The 23942-nt window shown below is 43.9% G+C and carries 19 protein-coding genes; 12 read left to right on the forward strand and 7 right to left on the reverse strand.

All coding sequences use genetic code 11. The features are described from left to right. The first annotated feature begins 1 nt into the window (after position 1). The 9 genes from glmS (at position 2) to LHL20_RS00755 (ending at position 12729) form a co-directional block, all read left to right on the forward strand. Positions 2–1834 carry a glutamine--fructose-6-phosphate transaminase (isomerizing) gene (glmS, locus tag LHL20_RS00715; protein WP_226431852.1) on the forward strand — a complete coding sequence of 611 codons (1833 nt, stop codon included), beginning with the start codon at positions 2–4 and terminating at the stop codon, positions 1832–1834. A gap of 143 nt (positions 1835–1977) precedes the next feature. After that, a complete protein-coding gene (locus tag LHL20_RS00720; RefSeq protein ID WP_226431853.1) occupies positions 1978–2847 on the forward strand; it encodes a TnsA endonuclease N-terminal domain-containing protein in 870 nt (289 codons plus the stop codon). Next, positions 2831–4936, forward strand: coding sequence for a Mu transposase C-terminal domain-containing protein (locus tag LHL20_RS00725; protein ID WP_226431854.1), 2106 nt, complete (start codon positions 2831–2833; stop codon positions 4934–4936). The genes LHL20_RS00720 and LHL20_RS00725 overlap by 17 nt, the downstream gene beginning before the upstream one ends. Continuing rightward, entirely contained in the window at positions 4929–6578 is a 1650-nt protein-coding gene (locus LHL20_RS00730) for an ATP-binding protein (RefSeq protein ID WP_226431855.1), read from the forward strand. Before LHL20_RS00725 ends, LHL20_RS00730 begins: the two co-directional genes overlap by 8 nt. A gap of 1 nt (position 6579) precedes the next feature. Then, the gene (locus LHL20_RS00735; protein ID WP_226431856.1) at positions 6580–8100 is read left to right on the forward strand and encodes a TnsD family Tn7-like transposition protein; all 1521 of its coding nucleotides are present in this window, start codon (positions 6580–6582) and stop codon (positions 8098–8100) included. A 14-nt stretch (positions 8101–8114) separates the two neighbouring features. Next, the gene (locus tag LHL20_RS00740; protein WP_226431857.1) at positions 8115–9770 is read left to right on the forward strand and encodes a Tn7-like element transposition protein TnsE; all 1656 of its coding nucleotides are present in this window, start codon (positions 8115–8117) and stop codon (positions 9768–9770) included. Between the two features lie 192 nt (positions 9771–9962). Continuing rightward, a complete protein-coding gene (nrdG, locus tag LHL20_RS00745; RefSeq protein WP_226431858.1) occupies positions 9963–10439 on the forward strand; it encodes an anaerobic ribonucleoside-triphosphate reductase activating protein in 477 nt (158 codons plus the stop codon). Further along, positions 10426–12216, forward strand: a complete 1791-nt coding sequence (nrdD, locus tag LHL20_RS00750; RefSeq protein WP_226431859.1) for an anaerobic ribonucleoside-triphosphate reductase — start codon at positions 10426–10428, stop codon at positions 12214–12216. Before nrdG ends, nrdD begins: the two co-directional genes overlap by 14 nt. A gap of 120 nt (positions 12217–12336) precedes the next feature. Next, a complete protein-coding gene (locus tag LHL20_RS00755) occupies positions 12337–12729 on the forward strand; it encodes a ribonucleotide reductase subunit alpha (protein ID WP_226431860.1) in 393 nt (130 codons plus the stop codon). A 341-nt stretch (positions 12730–13070) separates the two neighbouring features. Here LHL20_RS00755 and LHL20_RS00760 read toward each other — a convergent pair whose 3' ends face one another. The 4 genes from LHL20_RS00760 to LHL20_RS00775 form a co-directional block, all read right to left on the reverse strand. Next, positions 13071–13517 (reverse strand): ATP-binding cassette domain-containing protein, encoded by a 447-nt coding sequence (locus LHL20_RS00760; RefSeq protein WP_226431861.1) that lies wholly within the window; start codon positions 13515–13517, stop codon positions 13071–13073. Between the two features lie 415 nt (positions 13518–13932). Further along, positions 13933–14358: a hemerythrin domain-containing protein gene (locus LHL20_RS00765; protein ID WP_226431862.1), complete on the reverse strand. Its 426-nt coding sequence runs from the start codon at positions 14356–14358 to the stop codon at positions 13933–13935. 20 nt (positions 14359–14378) lie between these two features. Next, positions 14379–16139: a bifunctional protein-serine/threonine kinase/phosphatase gene (locus LHL20_RS00770; RefSeq protein ID WP_226431863.1), complete on the reverse strand. Its 1761-nt coding sequence runs from the start codon at positions 16137–16139 to the stop codon at positions 14379–14381. A gap of 67 nt (positions 16140–16206) precedes the next feature. Then, complete coding sequence (locus LHL20_RS00775; RefSeq protein WP_226431864.1) at positions 16207–17673, reverse strand: NarK family nitrate/nitrite MFS transporter; 1467 nt, start codon at positions 17671–17673, stop codon at positions 16207–16209. Positions 17674–18202: 529 nt separating this feature from the next. Between LHL20_RS00775 and LHL20_RS00780 the strand changes: the two genes are divergently transcribed. Both LHL20_RS00780 and LHL20_RS00785 read left to right on the forward strand, forming a co-directional pair. Beyond that, positions 18203–19423 (forward strand): MFS transporter, encoded by a 1221-nt coding sequence (locus LHL20_RS00780; RefSeq protein ID WP_319003202.1) that lies wholly within the window; start codon positions 18203–18205, stop codon positions 19421–19423. 5 nt (positions 19424–19428) lie between these two features. Continuing rightward, on the forward strand, positions 19429–20631 hold the full coding sequence (locus LHL20_RS00785) for an NnrS family protein (protein ID WP_168476958.1): 1203 nt from the start codon (positions 19429–19431) through the stop codon (positions 20629–20631). 6 nt (positions 20632–20637) lie between these two features. On the opposite strand, the gene LHL20_RS21215 is transcribed toward LHL20_RS00785, so the two are convergent. From LHL20_RS21215 to norR, 3 genes are read right to left on the reverse strand one after another with little or no spacing between them, the layout of a single operon-like run. Then, positions 20638–20835 carry a SirB2 family protein gene (locus LHL20_RS21215; RefSeq protein ID WP_413228869.1) on the reverse strand — a complete coding sequence of 66 codons (198 nt, stop codon included), beginning with the start codon at positions 20833–20835 and terminating at the stop codon, positions 20638–20640. Continuing rightward, positions 20835–21008, reverse strand: a complete 174-nt coding sequence (locus tag LHL20_RS21220) for a SirB2 family protein (protein ID WP_413228870.1) — start codon at positions 21006–21008, stop codon at positions 20835–20837. Before LHL20_RS21220 ends, LHL20_RS21215 begins: the two co-directional genes overlap by 1 nt. Before the next feature lie 17 nt (positions 21009–21025). Next, entirely contained in the window at positions 21026–22546 is a 1521-nt protein-coding gene (gene norR, locus LHL20_RS00795; RefSeq protein ID WP_226431865.1) for a nitric oxide reductase transcriptional regulator NorR, read from the reverse strand. A gap of 150 nt (positions 22547–22696) precedes the next feature. On the opposite strand from norR, the gene ytfE reads away from it, so the two are divergent. Next, on the forward strand, positions 22697–23386 hold the full coding sequence (gene ytfE / locus LHL20_RS00800) for an iron-sulfur cluster repair protein YtfE (RefSeq protein ID WP_020746800.1): 690 nt from the start codon (positions 22697–22699) through the stop codon (positions 23384–23386). The last annotated feature ends 556 nt before the right edge of the window (positions 23387–23942 follow it).

Below are 23942 nucleotides of genomic sequence, written 5' to 3' on the forward strand. Positions count from 1 at the left end.
TATGTGTGGAATTGTAGGCGCTGTTGCCGAACGTAATGTAGTAGAAATTCTACTAGAAGGACTTAAACGCCTTGAGTACCGTGGGTATGACTCGGCTGGTGTGGCATTGTTGCAACAAGATGGCACGCTAAAACGCATTCGTCGTACAGGCAAAGTACAAGAGCTGGCTGACGCTGTTGCACAAGAAGACGCGCTCGGTGGAACGGGTATCGCGCATACACGCTGGGCAACACATGGTGGTGTTACTGAAGCGAATGCCCACCCTCACTTTTCAACTGACCGCGTGGCAGTAGTGCACAACGGCATCATTGAAAACTACGTAACACTAAAAGCGCAGCTTGCTGAAAAAGGGTACACCTTTACCAGTGACACAGATACAGAAACCATTGCGCACACCGTTCACGAAGAATTGAAATCAGGTAAAACACTTTTAAACGCGGTACAAAGCGCAGTTAAAACCTTTCACGGTGCTTATGGCACAGTGATAATGGACAAAGAAGATCCAAGTCGCGTGGTAGTGGCGCGCTCTGGCAGCCCATTAGTCATTGGTTTGGGCCTAGGTGAGAACTTTATCGCATCTGACCAAATGGCATTATTGCCAGTAACTCGCCGCTTTATCTTTTTAGAAGAGGGCGATGTAGCTGAAATCACGCGTCGCGACGTAAGTATCTTTGATAAAGATGGCGCACCTGTAGAGCGTGAAGTTATCGAATCGAATATTGAACACGATGCGGGTGATAAAGCGGGCTACCGTCACTACATGCTTAAAGAAATTCACGAACAACCTACCGTTGTACGCAATGCACTTCAAAATCGTATAGACGAGAATGGCCTAATGCCTGGCGTATTTGGCGAAGGTGCGGCAGAAATCTTTAGCAAAGTAAAACACGTTCAAATTATAGCTTGTGGTACTAGTTATCATGCGGGCATGACGGCGCGTTACTGGCTTGAGCAATACGCGAATGTATCGTGTAACGTAGAAATTGCATCTGAGTTCCGCTACCGCAAGTCTGTGGTTCACCCAAACAGTTTGCTTATCACCATTTCTCAGTCAGGTGAAACGGCAGATACATTGGCAGCACTACGTCTTGCAAAAGAATTGGGCTACATGTCGAGTCTGACCATTTGTAACGTACCTGGCTCATCGCTAGTACGCGAATCTGACCTTGCCTTTATGACACGCGCTGGCGCTGAAATTGGTGTAGCTTCAACCAAAGCCTTCACTACACAGTTAACGGCATTCTTGATGCTAACCTTAGCACTTGGTAAAGAGAACGGTATGACCGAATCTGATGCTAAAGGTATTGTTTCTGCGCTGCACAGCCTACCTGCAAAGCTAGAAGAAACCTTGGCTATCACAGGTGGTATTGAAGACCTAGCTGAAGAGTTTGCTGACAAAAACCATAGCTTATTCTTAGGTCGTGGTGACCAGTATCCTATTGCAATGGAAGGCGCGCTTAAGCTTAAAGAGATCTCTTACATTCACGCTGAAGCCTACGCGTCTGGAGAGTTAAAGCACGGTCCACTTGCACTTATTGATGATGAGATGCCAGTTATCGTAGTGGCGCCTAACAACGAGCTACTTGAAAAGCTGAAATCTAACGTTGAAGAAGTACGCGCTCGTGGCGGCATTATGTATGTATTTGCAGATAAAGACGCTGCCTTTGCGGGCGATGAAACTATGCGTGTTATTGATGTACCGCATTGTGAAGAGCCTATTGCGCCAATTATTTACACATTGCCACTACAGCTACTGTCTTACTATGTTGCACTCATCAAAGGCACCGATGTGGACCAACCGCGTAACCTGGCAAAATCGGTAACGGTTGAGTAAGTGTTTTTTGGTTTGCAGACCGTCATGTAGATTGACAAAAAACTATCACACTTACATAAAAGTATCATACTAAACAAAAAACTATCATACTTAATATAATCCGAGCTATGCTTTGACTTACTAGCCTCGCTCGGATTATCAATATGAGTATGAAAACCGCTTTCTTAAGCCCCTACCCAAAAGAAATTAAGAGTCTTCTTCAGCCTGCAATTCTGAGACGCTTACAAAAAGAAAAACGTGGTCAAGGTTATGGAAAAGATTATCAGCCCTTTCTAACTGTACGAGATGTTCCAAGCAAGGGAAGAGTACATCGCCGTCCAGCTCTTACTAATAACCGTATTGTCCATCTACTGTCAGACCTAGAGCTTGCGGCATTTTTACTTTTTGATTGGAATGATACCGTAGTCGATATACGTGAGCAGTTCCCTCTTAACCCTGAAGCCACTATTGATATTGCAAAAAGATTAGGTATCAAACATCCCGCATACAAAGGGATACTTCAGGTTATGACTACTGATTTTTTAATTGATATGGAAATTGATGGGGTTTTAGTTAGTCGTGCTGTTTCCGTCAAGTATGCTGAAGATCTAGAGGATGCGCGCACATTAGAAAAACAGGAGATTGAGCGTCGCTTTTGGGAAAATGAAAAAGTAGCTTGGTACGCATTTACAGAACACGATGTGCCAGTTACGTCGGTAAAAAATATCCGCTGGTTAGCGCCTCACATGCACAGTTATGACCTTGAGGTTTCCGAGAGAATGAGCATTTTCGAACGAATTGCCAAAGCGCTTGATGGCAATTCGGAAGAAAAATTGCCAGTTCCGTTGCGAGAGCTGGATGACAAATATGCTCAAGAGCCCGGCGCTCACCTCCAATACTTCAGACACTTAGCCGCACAGCATGCTTTTCTTTGGGACATTCACGGAACACTGCACACCAAGCTAAAAGCAAGGGATATAGAACTGTCAGAGTACTGGTTAAATCAGGAGGCAAATTATGTTCATGCCAAATGATGTTTATCAATGGGATACCAAGAGGATCAGAATACTCTGGAGCAATCCACAAGTAATCTATTGGATAAATATTGATGACGAAAGAGCCCTACCACAAGCAACACAGAAATCAGAATTTGAACACTTGTTGGCTAGAGCCGATCTTAAAATAATCAATGACCCTTACGTAAATATCAGTATGAGCGCACCTAAGGCAGGTTCGAAATCCGAGAAAGTACAACAAAATGCATGGATTGCTATCAAGAATGTAGTCAAGTCTGAGCCCGACATTTATGAGAGAAAGGCCCGTGGATTGCTAATGAGTAAGATCATGGAAGAGAACAAAGCAACAAAGCAAACGTTGTATCGTTGGCTGCGAAAATATTGGCAATTCGGTATGTGTCCGAATTCTTTGAGTGGCCGTTATGACTTGTGTGGGGGACGAGGAAAACCGAAAACATTTAAAGAGAAGCGAAACGGACCCATCCGTACCCGTAATCTGGGTGAAGGTGTCCCGATCACAGATCAAGTCAAATCTCTGTTCAGGGTAGTTATCCAAAAAAGTTATCTCAACGAAAATAAATATGACTTCGATTATGCATACAACCAATTATTGATCGCTTATGGGGTTAAAATTCCAGCATCGCCGGAAGACTTAATAAATGTGCCAACAGAGCGTCAATTTAAATATTTTTTTCAGAAAGAATATACATCGATCGAAGTGACCAAAAAGCGTGAAGGTGAAATTAACTATCTGAAAGATTTCAGTCCCAGTATTGGTACCTCGACAGCTGAAGTGCCTGGTCCTGGATACCTTTACCAAATTGATGCCACCATTGCTGATGTGTACCTTGTGTCAGAACAGGACCGAGCAGAAATAGTTGGCCGACCTACTATGTATTTTGTTGTCGATGTGTTCAGTCGAGCGATTGTTGGTATCTACATTGGCTTGGAAAATGCTTCCTGGGTCAGTGCAATGGAGGCGCTTGGAAATGCTATGGCAAATAAAGTCGATTATTGTGCAGAGCATGGCATTGATATCACGTCTGACCTATGGCCAATGCAGGGTTTGCCAGAACATATAATTGGAGACAAAGGTGAAATGCTTGGTCGACATGTCGAAGTACTCAGTAAAGCTTTTCACGTCGAGATTCAAAATACGCCTGCCTACCGAGCTGACTGGAAAGGAATTGTTGAACGCTATTTCCGAACTGTTCAGACTAAAATGAAGCCTTTTGTTGAAGGTTATGTAACCAAAAATCCAATTGGCAAGAAACGGCATGGTAATGATTATCGGCAAGATGGAATATTAACTCTAAAAGAGTTCACGAAAATGATGATTAAGATAGTGCTTCACTATAATAATGACCATGTTATTCGAACTTACGATATTGACTCTGATATTCCGAAAAAACTTCCAGCGAACCCTTTGGCGCTGTGGGCGTGGGGAATCGAATATCGCACAGGGTTACTAAGGAGACCTGACCCTAAACTAGTCAAGGTCAACCTACTTCCTCATACCAACGCGACTGTGACCGAGCATGGCCTAAAGCTTTTTGGCTGTTATTACAGCTGTAAACAAGCGCTGGAGTGGGGTTGGTTCGAAGAGAATTACAGAGGACCTAAAACGGTTACCGTTGCCTATGACCTATACAGTACGAATGAAATTTACCTTCGCCCCTCTGACTCGTATGCTGAATTTATACCCGCAAACTTAACGTCCCGAAGTCGTGCTTACGCCAATATAACCATATGGGAACTATGGGTTTTCCAGGACATTCGATTGGATGTAGCAGCCACTTCAAAACTTAAGAAACGATCAGGCTCGGTTAATTTGGTTAGTGAACTTCAGCAAATCAAAGACGAATCCAAGCAGCATCAACCAAAATATACGAGAACAGAGAAAGCGCAAAGAGCGAAAGGGATAGCGGGCAATAAGCGTAAAGAAAGACAGTATGAGCGAAGCAATAAAACAGCAGATCGGAGTGAACCTTTAGAAAGGACTTCTGCGACTGTAACACCGATACATGGGGCAAATACCGAGCAAAAGAGCTTTAAACTTCCAACTCGGTTGAAAGACCTATTGAAAGATGGGGACTCAGATGACTAATCCAAAAATTACAAGGTTTCCTGAAGCAGAATACAAAAAAACAGGTTTGCCTGAGTACGATGAAAACCCGGTGATCGCGGCGCTTCCGGTAATAATGAGCCCTATAGAAGTGGCAAAGTCTTTGAGAAAGAGACCCCACTTTCAACCTGAAGAAATTAATTTACCATGCCACATTCGAACCCATGCAATAAACCGCTTAACGCGAGATTTTTTTGTTCCCCAAACCAACCACATCATTATCGAACAAAAGCTGTCGAAACTGATCCGATGCAGCTACCTCAATAGGAACCCAAAAACCGCTACGTTTAAGCGAAAGCTAAATTCAATTCGTGGCTTGATTCAGAATGAAAATCTAACCACCTATATGCATGATGATGTGGACTCTCCTGCTTCATCTATGACGATTGCAGGAATATCCGGAGCGGGGAAATCAACCACGACAAACCTTGTACTGAACACTTATCCGCGTGTTATATATCATTCAGACCTTCATATGCTCCAGGTGCCCTGGCTTAAAGTTGATTGCCCATACGATGGTTCACTTTCCGACTTCTGCTTAAGCTTTTTTATCGCGCTAGATCGTCGGTTGAACCTTAATTATAGGCAGCAGTACGCATCCGGCAGACCAACCATCGCAAAAATGATGGCTGATGTTGCTGATCTTTGCCTGATACACGCCATTGGTTTGATTGTCATCGATGAGTTCCAGCACATGAGTCTCGCTAAAAGTGGTGGCGAGAAGAAAATGATCAACTTTTTGGTAACGCTGGTAAATGTCGTAGAGGTCTCCGTTGTACTTATTGGAACCCCTAAAGCTCTGCGGTTGTTTGCTAGTGAGTTCCGGCAGGCTAGGCGTGCAAGTGGCGATGGAAGTCTGGTCTGGGATCGATTGCGTAAGGATGAAAGCTGGGAAGATTTCCTTGAAGAACTATGGCCATACCAGTGGCTGAGAAATATGGTTGATAGAAATGAGCCACTAACAAATAAATTGTATGAGTTGACTCAAGGCGTTCCAGACATAGTTGTTAAGCTCTTTTGTCTTGCACAAGCACGCGCCGTCTTATTAGCGTCTACTCCAGAAGACGAAATTCTATCTCCCGAACTTTTGGAACAGGTATTTGAAGACGAGTTTTCAATCGTTAAACCTTTGCTTGATGCTTTGCGGACAGGCAACAAGAAGAAACTTGAAGATTGCAATGATCTCATTTTCCCAAAATTTGAAAGCAGCATGATAAACGCAATGGATAAGCTCGTATCACAACCTCTAAAAAAACCTAAAACGATTGAGTTGGGAGAGGCTGATGAGACGAACATCGCTAATTCAGCGATACAGACGATCGTCGCAATGGGCATTTCCGAAGATATTGCGAAGCCTCTCGTTACAGATGCCTTGGCGAGGAAACCAGACCTTACACTGATTCAGATAATACAAATGGCGACAACCGTGCTTACACAAACGGGCGAGGAAAAGACAAGAAAGACAAAGTCCGACTCCAAACCAGTCTATACAAAACGAGAAAGCTGGGGTCAGCTACCTGAGAAAGACCTCAGGAAGATCTATGCGGATAAATCAGGATCTATGTATGAGGTGATGAAGGAGAAAGGTCTTATTTACCCAGTCCATAAATTACTGGCTGGTTAGTATGCTGGGCTATTTCCCCGTTCCTTACCAAGACGAATTGCTATACAGCTTAGTTGCGCGGTATGCGCAGCATACCGGCTTAGTTGGTAATCAAAAATCTATTGTTCGAGAAGTGTTTTCGTCTTCAACAGCGGTTGCTGTTCCAGACTTACCAAGCCACTTAAGTTCTCTTGTTAATAATCTTCAACTTGCTTGGCCAACTAGTGTTGAAGAGCTTATTAAGTCATTCACATTGGCACCAGTTTATTTACCTTTCCTATCTCAGCAACAAGCTTCGAAAACGATTAGTTCCATGCGCTCAGACTCGGGAGGTGACATACATACTCGGTCTGGCATTGCTGCCAGCGTAATCAAACAACAGGAGTATTTTCGCTATTGCCCTCAGTGTTTGAAAGAACACCAAATGGAATTCGGCGAGTGTTATTGGCGACGAATCCATCAGTTGCCAGCCTTAGGGTTTTGCAGTAATCATTCATGCTTGCTGGAATACTCTTCGATATCTTTCCATCCGAGAGAGAAGCACCTTTTTGTCGCGGCGAACGAAATTAAATTGGATTCAAGTATCAGGCATATAGAGTTAAAAGATATTGAAGGGGCCCTGCATGACCGGTACGAGCAATTACTTCAAGCTTCTCAATTTAAAGGCCTTGGCTATAACCGCTGGACATTGTTTTACAGAAATTTAGCAGTTGAACTTGGTCTAGTGAAAAACAGCCGGGTCTGCCATCAGGAAATACATAGGCTACTCAAGAGGACATGGGCTGGAACAACATTTGAAGATCAATTTAACTATTCAGAAAACAACTACTGGCTGACTAACCTATTTCGAAAACATCGTAAGTCGTTTCACCCTTTGCGCCATTTACTTGTTACCACTGCACTGGTCTCCGAATTGTCTGTAACTAAGTTATTGGAAAAAGTGCGCAGACTTCCGGAAGGAGTTTTGGTGCCTAGCCATTTTAGCAAAAAAGTCACCGTACAGAACGCTGCAGAATACAGGTACAGTTGGGTAGATATGCTAAAGCGGCACCCAAGCGCAGGCGTCAAAGAACTTAGAAGTACCGAGCGTGGTGATGCTATTTATGCTTGGCTGTATCGCAACGACAAGAGCTGGCTGATGTCTAATCGGCCAAAGCGAAAAGTAAATTCGCAAAGCCACTACGCCGTTAACTACCGTGATTGGGATGCAAAAAACGTTGCGCATCTTGAATCAGTATATGAGGTCATGGCTAACGTGCGTAATAGACCGCGTTTGACAAGAACTCGAATCATTAAGGAACTGCCCCGGTCAAATTCAGTTGAGAAACATTTGCCTGATCTACCAGCGACCAGCCAATGGCTCACTGATCATGAAGAATCGGTAGAAGACTTTCAACTCCACAGATTGAGGATTGCTTACGAACAAATGAAATCGAACGACCTTGAGGTGAAACGTTGGCGTTTACTCAGAACAGCTGCAATTCGAATAGAATTAGTAACCCCCAAGATTGAAGCCGAAATACGACGTTTAGAACAAAGTTAAGGATAGCCCGATTTATGTCTAATATTGATGAGATTGGAATTCGCGGAATACCTAAAGAATCAAAGCTAATATTGTTGGGAGATTGGTATCAGAATCCAGGGCAAGAGTGGAAAGTCATTTGTTATTTTTACCGGGATGATCTAGGTTATTTTAGGAAGGGTTTGCCTATCGATCTATTACCAGCCTTAGTCCCCGGAACTGTCTTTCCAAGAACATCAACAGAAAACAAGGCTCAGGGATGGACAGAAACGGTTATGTTGCCTCAGCAGGACAGCTGGAAAAAAGTAGATTTTCGACAACTACCTCGCACCTTAAAACGTGTCGATGATTTTTCAGAACAATTCGACAATTGCGTTCTGTACAGAATCGAAACTGACGAAAAAGTATATTGGTTACCAATAGCAGAAGTCGCACGCATGCTTTTCTTTCATTCTTCAGAAGTGGTGCGCGCTGCTGTTTATCAGGGGAATACCTGGCAACTTGGTAAGTCCTGGTCTGAAGATTGGGTTGGTAACGTTGAGTTGTCTGCCAATATCCCTGTTAGGTATATGAACAGCCTACAGTACAGAAAGTTCTTTACTTGGTTATTCTTTGATTCTGACACGCAAGATAGCTTCGGCTCTGTTTTTAAATCAATTAATCAGAATTCAATTGTTGAAAACGGTGCAGATCGTTGGACATTTGATTTTACAACGCCAGACTTGAGCTACTGTGAAATTTCACTTTCAGGCTATACGGGCAGAGAGGCTGAAGAAAATCAGGTGTTTATTCGTGAAATTAGGTCAGTTTCTGGTCTGAAGGCGCCTGACCTTGATGTTGTATATTTCTCACACCCTGATGACCACCTATTGCTGAGCAAAGACCCTAAAGAAAATGACGAAAAACCTAAACCACTTAACAAACCACCCGTAGATATTAGAGAACTGGACCCAGACACGAATCCGAAATCCAGTAAAAAGCGGCACTCTGTAAAGTTAGGGCGAAGCGGATTAAATTTTGATGTGGAGCTCGATACAAGGCGTAGCCCAAGGAATGTGAAGGCGCTGCCACCCCAATCTGAACCAGACCTTGAAGAGATAGAAGAGCAGACTCCTAAAGAATTGGCTAGCCTGCAACAAGGGAGTGACAAAGGAAAAGCTCTAAAGGCCGATGTCGACAATCTTGACCCTCCGGACTTAGTAGATGCGCCCGAGAAAATTGTATTCTTTCAGTCCATGCTGCGAAAACTGGAAGAAGAACATGGGTGGCAAATTGAGAGCAAAATCGGAGATGTCCCGAAGAAAAGATGTCGCAGTCAGCATTTAGTTGGGGATAGACCGCGTCGGTACTGCCATGCTGTTATTAAGCGAGATAAATCGACGACGATTCAGATACTAGAAATTGAACTAACCAGTAAGTTAAAGAAAGACGGGACATTAGAAGCTGAAAGCTTATCCACATTGTTTTTTCGAGCAGGCGATACCGCTGTTACTTTTCAAAGGATTTTAGATGAGTTGATGACGGCATATAAGGACGAAAGGTTGAATGCAATGAGCTGGAAACGACAGTTTATTTCACAAAACACTTCGGTTAGAGAATATTTAGGTCACCCTGACAACAAGATAAAAAACGAACTAGATGCTCTTGAATCATGGGTAGCAAGAGCCGCTGATAAAGTTATAGGAATGTAGCAGAAATATATTAATACCGCTTCCGTCAGAGTGGCTATTCTAGCTTCGAGCGGTTGCTTTGCGAAGAAGTGGGTTGCATCCTATTGCGCTGTGAAAAAATGATTGGCAGTTGCAAGCCTTGATCTGGATCAATACAACATATAGTGTCTCGTGTGATTATTTAGCACAACATATAGTTGTTTGGGTTATCTAATGCAGCCCCTTTTTAACACACTGGAACCTCAAGTGCTTTTCCAAGAAGTACCTGATGAAGTGTCGCTCGGCTTTACTATCACCGGTTGTAAACTACGTTGTGAAGGCTGCCATAGCGAAGAGATTTGGGACGGCAACTTGGGAGTATCCCTAACGAATGAAGCATTTGCCGCTTACCTTAAAAAATATGAGGGCTTTATAACCTGTGTGCTCTTCTTTGGAGGTGAATGGTATGCAGAGGCGCTAATTGAAAAGCTTCGTATTGCCAGACAATCCCAACTGAAGACCTGTCTTTACACCGGATTACCCAGAGTATCCTCAAAAATCCAAGAACAATTGTCATTCCTGAAAACCGGTAAGTGGATATTTTCACTTGGCGGACTCGACTCCCCGTCGACCAATCAAAAACTAATAGACGTCAATACAGGTGAATTACTAAACCATAAATTTTGGGAGAATCAGTGTGCTAACCCTTGATGAAAAACACATAAAACAAAAACTACAGTTTATCGATAGTTATTTAAATGCTGAAACAGCAGCTGATGGCGCGAAGTTAGACGCCAACGCAAATGTGACACATAAAAACATTGCCACGCTCGAGGCTGAACTGATGAAAGACTATTTTATTCAGGTAAACCGAGCATTAGTGAGTAATAAAATTGAAGAGCTATTTGGTCATGAACTTGCACTTGAGTACCAGCGACAGATCGAGTCACATGAAATCTACGTGCATGATGAAACCAGCCTAAAACCATACTGCACCTCAATTACCATGTATCCGTTTCTCTTAAATGGGTTGACTGAACTTGGCGGTGAATCCAAGGCTCCTCAACATATCGAGTCTTTCTGCGGCAGCTTCGTAAACTTGGTATTTGCCATCAGTGCCCAATTTGCAGGAGCCATTGCGACTGTCGAATTTCTGATTTATTTCGACCATTTTGCGCGTCGGGATTATGGAGAAAACTATCTCAACACGCATGCAAAAGAAGTCGCTAACCATCTACAGCATGTCGTTTATGCCCTAAACCAGCCAGCGGCGGCTCGCGGCTATCAGAGTGTGTTTTGGAACATATCGCTTTATGACAAATTCTACTTTGACTCAATGTTTGGCGAGTTTGTGTTTCCCGATATGAGCAAACCCCAATGGGAGAATATCGAATCGTTACAAGCTTTCTTTCTAGAGTGGTTTAACAATGAACGCAAGCGGGCGGTACTCACTTTTCCTGTGGTTACAGCGGCAATGCTGACAAAAGACGGAGCAGTCAGAGACATCAATTTTGCAGCAACATGCGCTAAAGCGATGAGTGAAGGTAACTCATTTTTTGTTTACCAATCAGAGAGTGCCGATTCATTAGCCTCCTGTTGCCGATTGCGTAACGAGATCACGGACAATACGTTTTCATATAGCTTGGGTGCAGGCGGCGTATCGACAGGATCTATTAATGTGATCACCATAAATATGAACCGATTAGTTCAGGATGGCAGAGATTTGAGCACTGAAGTTCAGAAGATACACAAGTATCAAGTCGCTTATCGTCGGCTCATCGAGGAGTATAAAGCAGCAGGAGCACTACCTGTTTATGACGCAGGCTTCATTAGCCTAGATAAGCAATTTTTAACGCTGGGAGTCAACGGACTGGCAGAGGCGGCTGAGTTTTTAGGTATCGAAGTCGGTAACAATCCAAAATACAAAGATTTTGTTCGTGCGCAATTGCAAGTCATTTACGAACAAAACAGGACTGCATCTAAGCATTTTAAATGTCAGTTCAACACAGAGTTTGTACCTGCTGAAAACTTAGGCGTCAAAAACGCCAAATGGGATAAACAAGATGGATACGTTGTTAACAGAGACTGCTACAACAGTTATCTTTACCTTGTAGAGAATACGAATACCACTCATATTGACAAGTTTATCCTGCATGGAAGAGAGCTAAATCAATACCTTGATGGTGGTTCAGCACTTCATCTTAATCTTGAGGAAACGTTAACCTATAAAAACGCGTTAAACCTTCTAAACATCGCAGCAAAAGCAGGGTGTAACTATTTTTGTGTGAACGTGAAAATTACGATCTGCAATACATGTGATGCTATCGACAAGCGCACTTTATATGCGTGTCCATCATGCGGCTCTGAAGACATCGATCACGGAACTCGCGTAATTGGATACTTAAAACGCGTGTCTGCTTTTTCCAAAGGCCGACGTGATGAGCATGCGCTGCGTCATTACCACACTCACACAAGGGTTCAAAGTTAAGCTGGAGCAATGCGGTGCTATTTACCTAATAAGGGGTAGTTCATTACCCCTTGTGCACAATGGTATTAAGGGAAAACGATGTGTACGCTTGGGTTAGCAACTTCCTAGGAGCCTTATGTTATGTCAGGTATGTTTTCCGATCTTTTATTAAAAGCCCAAGAGCAAACCGAAAAACAGCGCTTGCTGTTTTTGTTTGCAAAAACTGACGAGACCAATAAGAGCAGAAAACGAGAAGATAAAAAAGGCTCTATTGAGCCTAAAATGGTTGTCGATAAACTGCCAGATGAACTGTCTGAATTTTCTGCTTTAGTGAAGGAGGCAGATGGCATAAACAAAGACTGGGATTTTGTTTTTATAGCCAGTTTAGGGGGCGATTCAAATACCCCTCCTACCACAGAGGCAGCAGAACCCTATCTAAACAAAATGACCAACGATGTGATGACTGGCAATAACATTTTTCGCTATGTGGTGTTTGACAGAAACGAAAACCCGATAGAAATTACTGCAAATTAACAAAAGCAGTATTGTTTCTGATTACCCAAATGCCTCAACAGCCAGATTTCTGGGTGTAAGTGTTTTGGCGCAATGATTCTTCGTCACAAGCTACACCTCATTAAAACTGATCATGTATACAGTATGGTCATGACAGAGTAATGTGGGTTTTCAGGTTCTTGTTTGTTTTTGAATGTAAATGCATGTATTAACAATTGTAATCATTGTCTGATTCCCATTGCCCGCGCTATTTTCATTGCCCATTTCCCCTGCTTGATCGTAACGCAGTTGGGAAATGTGCGAATGGATTCACCGAAATACGCATATAGTTCCAATAACATATGACGTAAAAGATAAGTCTGTTATTTGAAACTTAGACCTTCACCCGCTTCTTCATGTTTCACACCATCTCTAATGTAATAAATACGTTTAAAGGTTGGAATAATTTTTTCATCGTGGGTTACCACAATAATGGCGGTTTCAAAGGTTCTGGCCATCTTATTGAGAATACGAATGACCGCCATCGCTCGTTCACTATCGAGCGGCGCAGTGGGCTCATCTGCCAGGATCACCGGTGGACGGTTTACTAAACCTCGTGCAATGGCAACGCGTTGTTGTTCTCCTCCAGATAGTTGTGATGGCATGGCGCGGGCTTTGTGCTGAACATCTAAAGCGGTCAACAATTCCAGAGCACGCTGGCGGGTTTCATTGTTTGAGAGTCCGGCCAGCATGGGTAGAAGTGCAACATTGTCGGTGACATCAAGAAAGGGTATTAAGTAGGGAGCTTGAAAATGGTTCCTATCAATCAAATGATAAAGGTCACCTCGACGGGGTATGTATGGAGTCGTCTAGGACGTAACGAATAGGCGTAGGTATTCGAAGAAAAGACTACTTATAGGTAGCCCGGGGCGATGCGGGCCGAAAAGTTTAGCGAATACTGAGCTGGTAACACTGGCCTCGCACGACGTTTTAACGATTCGATTCGACCGTGTTTTAGCAGTTTACGCTGGCGCAAAATAATATCTCGGGATCGCCACTACGTCAGGATGTTTCTGCCACATTTGCAAGCCTGTCAGCCAAAGTTCCAATAAGACGAATTTTATTCATTTCCTTCTCAACGCCAACATACTCAACCAATTTGACTCATTGGCGACGTAGTCAAATTACATAACATACATACAAGTTCAATCGATTTTGGCAACAACACTAACTGCATATCGTGTATTACATATCCAAAAAGAGCGCCAGCAATTGCTCCTTTGTCAAAGCACGATCACACTGAACATAAAGCACTTGCTCTTCCTTTTCGTTGTGCAGCAGAAGCAGTTCTAACAGGGTATTTTCCAGTGCTTCTGAATGGTCGTCATTTTTTAAGCCTTCACTAATTTCCTCCAGTATGGCTTCAATTTGACCGTGCTCTTGGCGCATCACCATTGTGGGGCCAGCACTTTCTAAACCGTTGGCTTTTTCAAACATGGGAAACAACAATTCTTCTTCCCAACGAATATGTCGTTTAAGTCCCTCACTAAACTTGTCGAAGAGCAAGACAGCCTTGTAGCGCTGATTTTTTTTGTTTTCCCGGTACATGCGGAAAAGAAAATCAAGTCGTTCGTGATCAACACTAAAAAATTGGGTTACCAGATTTTGCATTACTGACGACTCCATAGCAGTTATCCTGTGGTCGAAAACAAAATGACAACCAGTATCAGCATAGCAACCCAAAAGGCCGACATCATTTGCCAGAAAAGCAAACCTTTGCTGTTATCGATTGCGGGATCATCTTTCAAGAATTCGGGATTAGGCCGAGTTATATCATCGACATAGTCTTGTAGACTTCTATAGCGTTTCGGTATGTCGAGTGATACACCTTTTTCCAACGCACGATCAAACCATAAAGGAATGATCGGATTATGGTCCGTAGCGCTTATATAACGAAGCTTGTCAAAGTCATGGCTGTTGACGTATTGCTCTATCCTTTCGCCATAGGGTAGTTCGCCGGTAAATAATTCGTAGGTGATGGTGGCGAGCGCATAAATGTCGCCTTGAATGCCTGTGTTCCTGCCTTGTAAGTAATAAGGGTCGGAATAAGTAGCTGTACCCAGCGCTCCAAGATGCTCGATAGGTATAAAAATCTCAGCAATTCCTGCAACAAATACAGAACCAAAATCAATCACTTTAATTTTCATTGCATCATCAACAATGATGTTGGCGGGTTTGAGATCCTGATGAATCGTTTCTGTATTGTGAAAAGCTGTAAGCGCAGCAGCGATTTGTTTTACCAATGTGATTGCCATCTTTGGAGAGGGTAACGGATGGTCGATCATCCATTTATCGAGTGAAATACCTGGTACATACTCCATTAGGTAGTACAAACAGGTTCGTGGTCGATTTTGGGTTATGATCTTGACCACGTACTCACTATTGATTCGTTTACCTATCCACTCTTCCTGAATAAAGCGGTCAATGTAGTGCACGTCATCCTGAAAGTTGAGAGATGGTGTTTTCATTACCATTTGCTCATCAGTTTCCAAGTCAGTGACTAGATAAACCTGGCTGCGACTGCTGGCAAACAAAGCCTGATCAATTCGGTAACCATCCAGTTTCATTCCGGGTTCAAGATCGGGGGGGAACGGCAGACGAGTTAATTTGGTATTAAAATCATCACGACTTTCAGCGGGCAATTTTTCGACTTTGGCAATCGCACAGCTGATATTGTCGTCGCTGTTGGCCATTTTAGCCTCAGCAATTATGCGCTCGCACTGCTGTTGAGGTTTACGTTCGTCACTCAGGAGCTTGGTCAGTTTCTCCTCATCGATAAAATCGTGGACACCGTCTGTTGTAAGAAGAAATACATCTCCCTCTTCTAGTACCGACTTCCCGTAATCCACTTGTAAGATGTTATCCATACCCACGGCTCGAGCGAGAATGTTTTTGCCACCGCCTATGTTGATTGAATGATCTCGCGTCAATTGTGTAATTGCACCATCTCGAAAACGATAAATCCGAGAATCGCCGGCGTGGAAAAAGTGGGCGGTTCTCGATTTGAGCACAAGACCGCTAAACGTGCATAGATAGCCTTTTTCCTGGTGGGTGAACTCGTGACTTTGCTTGAATAGGTTCAGATTAATCGTAGTCAGTGTTTTTTGCCCGGCTTGTTTCGCTGACCAAGTGTCAGGTGTACGAAAATACTCTTCGATAAAGTGCTTTACCGCGTAGTCACTTGCCTCTCTGCCCGCTTCAGCACTGCTGACACCATCAGCTATTACAACGACTGTGCCTTTCGAAGTCATGGCGTGTCGGTCTGTCGGAGTATGCACGGCTACAGCATCCTCGTTGACAGCCTTAACGCCTGCAATCGAAGTGCAACCTGTAGCCACAACAAGCGTTGCGTCGTTCATGATGTTGTCTTTTTCAGTGTGCTCTGATTGCATTGAAATAGTCTAGGTTAGTGTAAAAGGCATCGCTGTTTTAGAGATGCCTTTAACTGACGAGTTGCTACTAACTTACATCGATCATGTGAACAGTGCCATCTTCAGCAACTTCAGCGATTTGGCCGCGCGGTTCATCCATAAAAATGAGGGTGAACAGACCAACTAGAGCAGTCGCTGCAATGACGTAGAAAAATGTACTGTAGTCGACAAACGAAAGAACGGTTAAGAATGTCACTGCGCCGACATTACCATACGCACCTGTCATACCGGCAATTTGGCCAGTCATTCTGCGCTTAATCAGCGGAACTACTGCAAATACTGCACCCTCACCGGATTGCACAAAGAATGAACACCCCATGGCAATAACAACTGCTAGCCACAACGGCCATGTGCCATCGACCACACCCATTAATGCATAACCTGCTGCTAAACCCGCAGTTAGTATCATGAGTGTAGGCTTACGGCCAAATTTATCAGATATCCAACCGCCAGCGGGGCGCGACATCAGATTCATAAAGGCATAGGCACCAGCAACCAGACCGGCTAACACTGGGTCGAGGTTAAATGTTTCGGCAAAGAAAAGTGGCAACATTGAAACAACCGCAAGTTCTGAACCGAAGTTAGTGAAGTAAAGAATATCCAGTACAGCGACTTGTTTGAAATTGTAGCGATGTAGCTCTGGTACTTCTTTGCTGAAGATCTCTTTGTTGACCTGCCAGACTTTGTATACTTCAAGTAAATACAATACAAACAGTCCAACATAAATCGAATTCACAATGGTTTGGCTGAGAATATCCACACCGCTTGGAGAAAGCTTCCAGGCTAGCAGGGCAATCGCTGCATACATTGGCAATTTCATTAGCAGAAGTAAGAAGAAGTCACCTTTGGATGTTACTTCCATCGCGCCTAAATTTTTGGGTTTAAAGTAAGTTGAACCTTTTGGCGTATTGGTCACGTTGGCGTAATAAACGAAAGCAAAAACCAAGCTGATTACACCCGTTAAGCCAATTGCATAACGCCATCCATCTTCACCGCCGAATAAAACCGCTATGGTGGGCAAGGTAAATGCGGCCGCGGCGGAACCAAAGTTACCCCAACCACCATAGATCCCTTCTGCAGTGCCCAGCTCATTGTGAGGAAACCATTCAGACACCATTCTGATACCAATGACGAAACCAGCACCGATGAAACCGAGTAGGAAACGGGCAATTGCTGCCTGCACGAAGCTATCTGCGAAAGCAAACATGAAACAGGGTATAGAACAAACAGCCAACAAAGCTGAGTAGACTAGCCTTGGCCCGTATTTGTCTGTCAGCATACCGATAATCACTCGGGCCGGGATAGTTAGCGCTACGTTCAAAATGAGTAACGTCTTAACCTGGTCAGTTGTCAGTCCCAACGTTTCTTTCACCGCCTGAAGCAGCGGTGCAAAGTTGAACCAAACTAGAAAGCTAATAAAGAACGCCATCCAAGACAGATGGAGTATTTTCATCTTGCCAGTAAATTTAAAAATATTGAATTTTTCAGTTGTCATGGGAATCTCCACATGGATTTGTTATCTGTGACTAATTATTCGCTCTCTGGGCTCGTGGTCTTTGACTTGAATCAATAAAAAATAGCCAGTAATTACAATTGCTTATGGATACCCGTTTGGTGGTATTCGGTGATGCTTATGGTAGCAATTTTTCGCACCTTTCCCGGTCACTTGGCCAGTTACAACCCGTTTGTCCTTATCACAAGCGTAAACGAAGGCGCTTTTATTCCTATTGCATCTAGGCGGTAAGTTTGAAGTTTTTGTAGGTAGGTAAACTTTCAAAAGTTGCTTGTACAAATTTCGCACCCAAACGCAGCTTCCATATTGAAAACAGTGGTTTAATTGCTTTTTAAATCTACCTATTTATAGGTAATTAGTCGTTTAGACGATACTTGTGCAAACGCATCAGTTTCTAGAGTTGTCGACTTGTGAACGCTATATTGAACACTGATTTTTGTTTTTATCGGGTAGGTTTTTGACGGCTTCACACTCCAGGCAGGCAACGCGAGCCTTAGTATTGGCAACGATCGTGTTTGCTATCAACTTCGCAGTTTGGACGCTTTATGCAGTCATGAGCGTTGAACTGAAACAAGTGCTTAATTTATCCAGTACTCAGGTTGGTATCCTGCTTTCCGCTCCAATCATCACGGGCGCATTTTTGCGGTTGCCCGCAGGTTTATTATGTGAGCGTTACTCACCAAAGATGATATTGATTCTGCAGATGCTCATCACCGTTCCACCATTGGTCTTGCTACCCAGTATCGATAGTTTTTTTGGCTACGTAATTGTTGGATTACTGATCGGAATATCGGGCGTGTCATTTAGTATTGGTATTCGCTATCTCACAGATTGGTTTGACAGCAAAGAGCAAGGCACAGCAATGGGAGTATTCGGTGCAGGTAATGCTGGGGCTGCACTTAGTCTAATTATTGTGCCTTATATTCGAGATGTTTGGAGTTGGAATACTATAGGGCCTACCTATAGTGCCATGATCTTAATCACCTGTTTTGCGTTTTGGTTAGCCGCCCCATCACCACCGAAATTCAAACAGCAGAATAAACAAAGGCCGTTGGCGTTTTTTGTTAAGCCTTTGGCTCATGGACGGGTCTGGCGATTTGGTCTGTACTATTACTTTGTTTTTGGCAGTTTTTTAGCGTTGTTGTTGTGGCTACCTCAGTACTATGTGAATGCTTACGCCTTGCCATTCAACCAAGCCATGGCTCTTACTTTACTGTTCGTGCTCAGCTCAAGCATGGCGCGTGCAGCCGGCGGATGGTTTGCCGACCGATTTGGTGCGCGAAATGTCAACTGGGGAGTGTTCTGGATCTGTTTAGTGTGTCTTTTCTTTTTAAGCTATCCACCAACGACAATGACAATCCATGGCGTAGACAGAGATGTTAAACTTTACATTGAACTGAATGTTTGGGTTTTTACTGTTTTGCTCTTGTTGATTGGATTGGCACAAGGCTTTGGACGTGCAAGCGTATATAAAATCATTAACGACTACTATCCGGAACAAATGGGCAGTGTCGGTGGCATGGTCGCCATGCTTGGCGCATTGGGCGGTTGCACACTCCCAATTCTTTTTGGTGTCGCAGTCGACATCGCTGGCGTCTACAGTGCGTGTTTTATGCTCCTCTATGGTGTGTTAGCAGTTTGCATGCTGCTAATGCACTTAGCAATAAAACGCGAACGATATAAAAACCGAGTGTTAGAGGCGCAACAACATAATTTTCTCGAACAGGATTAATTGGCATGCTAAACATCGTGGATAATCAACAAGAGCAAAAAATTACACCATTGCTACGTTTAGGGTTTCGGCCGTTTTTCTTGTTCGGTAGTCTGTTTGCAACCTTATCCATGGTGTTATGGCTGCTGACTTTAAAGGGCGTTGTTTCAGTTGAGCCACTTAATGGCATGCTTTGGTGGCATAGTCATGAAATGTTGTTTGGCTTCACGGCAGCGATAATCGCTGGTTTTTTACTCACCGCTGTTCAAACCTGGACGAACATTCCAAGTATCAAAGGAGGGCAACTTCTGTTTTTGGTCTGCCTGTGGGGACTGGCACGGCTGTTGATTTTGTTTGGCACAGCGTCAATGTTGCCATTGGCGATGATTACCGATTTGGTATTTTTACCGTTAACGGCATTTTTTGTTGGCCAACGGGTTATCAGGATTCGCCAGTATAGAAACCTGATTTTTATTCCTGTGTTAGTACTAATGTCGGTTATGAACCTTTTTACCTATCTACCCAGCTTAGGCTTTGATTCAGCCTGGCAGGCACGCGGTGTGCACGGTATGACACTGTTAGTCACCTTTCTGGTTGCTTTCTTAGGCGGTAGAGTTATTCCGATGTTTACCGCAAACGGCACTAAAACGACCAAAGTGTTACCTATTAAGTGGTTGGAAATATCAGCCCTGGCTAGCCTGGTAGTTGTGTTGGTTATACTGCTGCTCAAAGATGTGGGTGATTTTAACCTGTTGACGAGCATTGCATGCCTGACAGCCGCCTTGCTTCACGCCATACGCCAGTGGCGGTGGCGCATCTGGGTCACGCTCACTGTGCCACTCGTGTGGTCTTTGCATTTTACTATGCTGTTCATTCCAATTGGGTTAGGCTTGCTAAGCCTGCATTTCTTTGGTGCTAATATTACTTTAAGTACCGCAATCCACAGCTTAACCGTTGGTGCTATCGGCGGAATGATTTTAGCCATGATGTCTCGCGTATCACTTGGGCATACCGGCAGGATGTTACAAGTTGGAAAGCTAATGAGTGTCGCTTTTTTTGCCATTGTGATCAGTGCAATAGTGCGGTCTATTGCATTAGCGATATGGCCGCAGTGGACAATTCAATTTTGGGTATTGGCGGGTTGCCTGTGGTGTTTAGCATTCGGTTTGTTTTTCTTTAAATATTTGCCTGTACTGTCGGCACCCAGGGTCGACGGCAGGCCAGGGTAACTGTGCTTAAAGAATAAATTTGCTGAGAGCAGATTTAAAAATCAGACCAATGCATATTAGTGCGGCGATAAATGCGGCAATGCGCTGTGCTTTTGTTTTACCGCGCTTTAATGCAATCGTCCCAAGCACAATATACAACTGGAGTAACAGTATTTTTGCGGCTACCCAGTCCAAAATCCATGGATAGAAGCCTGTCATTATCATCAGGACAACAGCGGACTAAGTAAAAGCGTATCAATAACATGGGGAATGGTTTTCACCCATTTACTATGTAGCAGGCTTGAATCAATTATCATCCAATAGCCGCGAATAACAAAGTTTATAAGTGTGGTCACGGCCAACATGATGTGTATTTGTTTTAAAAGTATGTAATCCATTGGTTTCAGACATTAGGCTACTTAATACCTAAACGTTGCGCAAGTTTATGTAAATTACTAGCGTCCAGTTCTAAGGCTCTGGCGGCTTTAGCCCAACAATTAGCGTGTTGCGCTAACGCTTGCTCAATAAACTGCTTTTGCCATTGTTGTGTCGCCAACTTAAAATTGTATACGGGTTTATTCTGCTTGCTGGCATCAGGGAGTGATTGACGCATTTCACTGGGTAAATCTAATAATTCAGGTAGCAAGGTGACAATATCCGTTCTTTGAGCACCTAAACTTAACGCTTTTATAGCAGCACGGCTTAATACATGCTCTAACTCCCGCACATTTCCTGGCCAACCATAGTGCAACAACATGATTTCTGCTGCAGAAGATAAGCGAATACTACGCAGCCCCAGTCGACTGCGATTTAGCTCTAAAAAGTGCCCAGCTAACAAGGACAGGTCTTCAGTTCGCTCTCGTAATGGCGGAACCATAATGGGATAGACCGATAAACGATGATACAGATCTGCTCTAAACTCACCCAGTTTGACCTGCTGTTGTAAATCCCGATTCGTTGCTGCCACTAACCGCACGTTCACCCGCCTCAGATGATCTGATCCCAAGCGTTGGATTTCACCATTCTGTAACACCCGTAAGAGTTTAGCTTGCACCGACAGCGGTAATTCACCCACCTCATCCAAAAACAAGGTTCCACCATCCGCGGCATCAAATCGGCCAGCACGTTCGCTCAAAGCACCAGAAAAAGCGCCTTTGCAATGCCCGAATAACTCACTTTCAGCCAGAGATTCTGGTAAAGCCGCGCAATTGACATAAACCATTGGTTTGGCACAGCGTGTAGACATACGATGTAAACGCCGGGCAAATAACTCCTTACCTACCCCTGTTTCTCCTAATAGTAAAACCGGTAAATCGGACGCTGCAACCACATCCAGCTCTTGTAGCACTCTAAGTAAAGTGGCACTTTGACCAATAATTTCAAACTGCCCAGAACCATCAGCGAGTTGATTAGTAACAGATTCAGGTTCACGTTGCCGCAATGCCCGGTTTATTCTTTCCAATTCAGTGAGCCGAATGGTAGCCTCAATTAGTAAACTTAATTGTTGGATCTGTGAAATCGCCAAAGCATCGAAACAGAAAGGGGAAAGTGCATCAAGTGTTATAGCTCCCCAGCATTGTCCGTCAACGTATAACGCCATACCCAAGCAATCATGCACGGGTAAAGCCTCACCGGGTTGTTCTGCCAATAAGCCATCATAAGGATCAGGTAAGTCGCTTCCCGGTGGAAAACGCACCGGTTGCCGACTTGCCAAAATTGCGGCCAAACGTGGATGCTGGCTAATGTCGAAACGCCGTCCTAACGTTTCTCTTAACAATCCATGAACGGCAATGGGTTTTAGCTGCGCATGCTGCAACTGCAATAATGCCACGGCACCACAGGCAAAATGACTACGCAGGGTAGTTACTAAACGTTGCAAGCGCACTGCAGCGGGCAATTCCGTCACTAAATCGGCAAACAAACTGGCATCAAGCATGGTGATTTATACCTTTAGGGTAATATTTACCCTGAATCATTAAGGTACAATTTACCATTCGTTGTAAAAATCCGATATAAATCAAAGGTGGTAGTTCTGGCATTGTCCATGCACTCACGAGAATGAGTCTTTGTTTATTGGAGAATTACTATGTTACTCACGCAACCCCTGGGTCAACTCGCTACGCGTATCGCTGGTGCAACCGCCGTCTTTCATCAGTTTAAACTGGACTTTTGCTGTGGCGGGCAACAAAGTCTTGGTGAGGCTATCGCCAAACGCGGCTTAAACCAACAAGAAGTGTTACAGGCTTTAGAGAATTTACAACACCAAAAAGATCCCGCTATTAATTGGCACGCTGAACCAGCACCTAAGCTAATTGATTATATTTTAGTGAATTTTCACCAGAAGCATCGTCAGCAACTGCCCGAGCTTATCCGCTTAGCTAAGCGGGTTGAAACTGTACATGGCGATAGCCCAGATTGCCCACACGGTTTAGCGGCTCATTTACATGATATGCAGCAAGAGCTGGAAAGCCATATGTTAAAAGAAGAGCAAATTCTATTCCCGATGTTAAGACAAGGCATATATCCCTATGGCCCTATCAGCGTAATGCTGGAAGAACATCAAGAACATGGTGATGCCCTTAAAAAGCTGGATGAGCTAAGTTTCGAGCAACAGCTTCCACTTGGCGCTTGTAACACCTGGACAGCATTGTATTTAGGTTTAAAAGAGTTAAAAGAAGATTTAATGCAACATATTCTACTGGAAAACGAAATTTTATTTGTTGAACCAACTAAACCGGGACACGGCGAACAGAACTGTTGCGGAAGCTGTCAGTAATAATCGAACTTGTTTATGTAGACCTCAGAAATTGAACTCCTAGCATTGAGCTGCCAAATCCTTTGGCAGCTCATTTTAATTTATACCACTGAACTTCGCTGCTGTAACAGTCCCATACTGAGCGCAAAGGGAGATGCTACCTGCTGCGCCAGACCGAGAATACTTTGCTCATCGAGCAAGGTATATTAATCACTCTGTTGGCGCCAAAAGCATAGACCAAATGCTGCGATACGCCATAAACGCCGTTTTTTTACCGACATCCTCGCCCAATATCAGGGTTTGTAGATATTGCGCAAAGAGATCGTGCAGCGCCCAGTTTAACAGCTTGGCTAAATGCTGGCCTTTGCCTAGGTTATGCTGGTCAGTTTGGGTCTGATACTGGGTAAGACAGGAACGCGGACAATTTGCGCCGCCAACTGCTGAACACTTTGTAACAGCGCAGCCTGCGATAAGATGTCACGACTGCCGGTGCGCGTTTGCTGCGGACATAGTGCGCAGCTGCCTTGGCGACGCGCAGTGTTTCGGCTAAATCACTACCATCAGCAGCCAGCTACAA

Origin of the sequence: Alteromonas sp. McT4-15 (assembly GCF_020515205.1) — a bacterium.
Classification (GTDB): Bacteria; Pseudomonadota; Gammaproteobacteria; order Enterobacterales; family Alteromonadaceae; genus Alteromonas.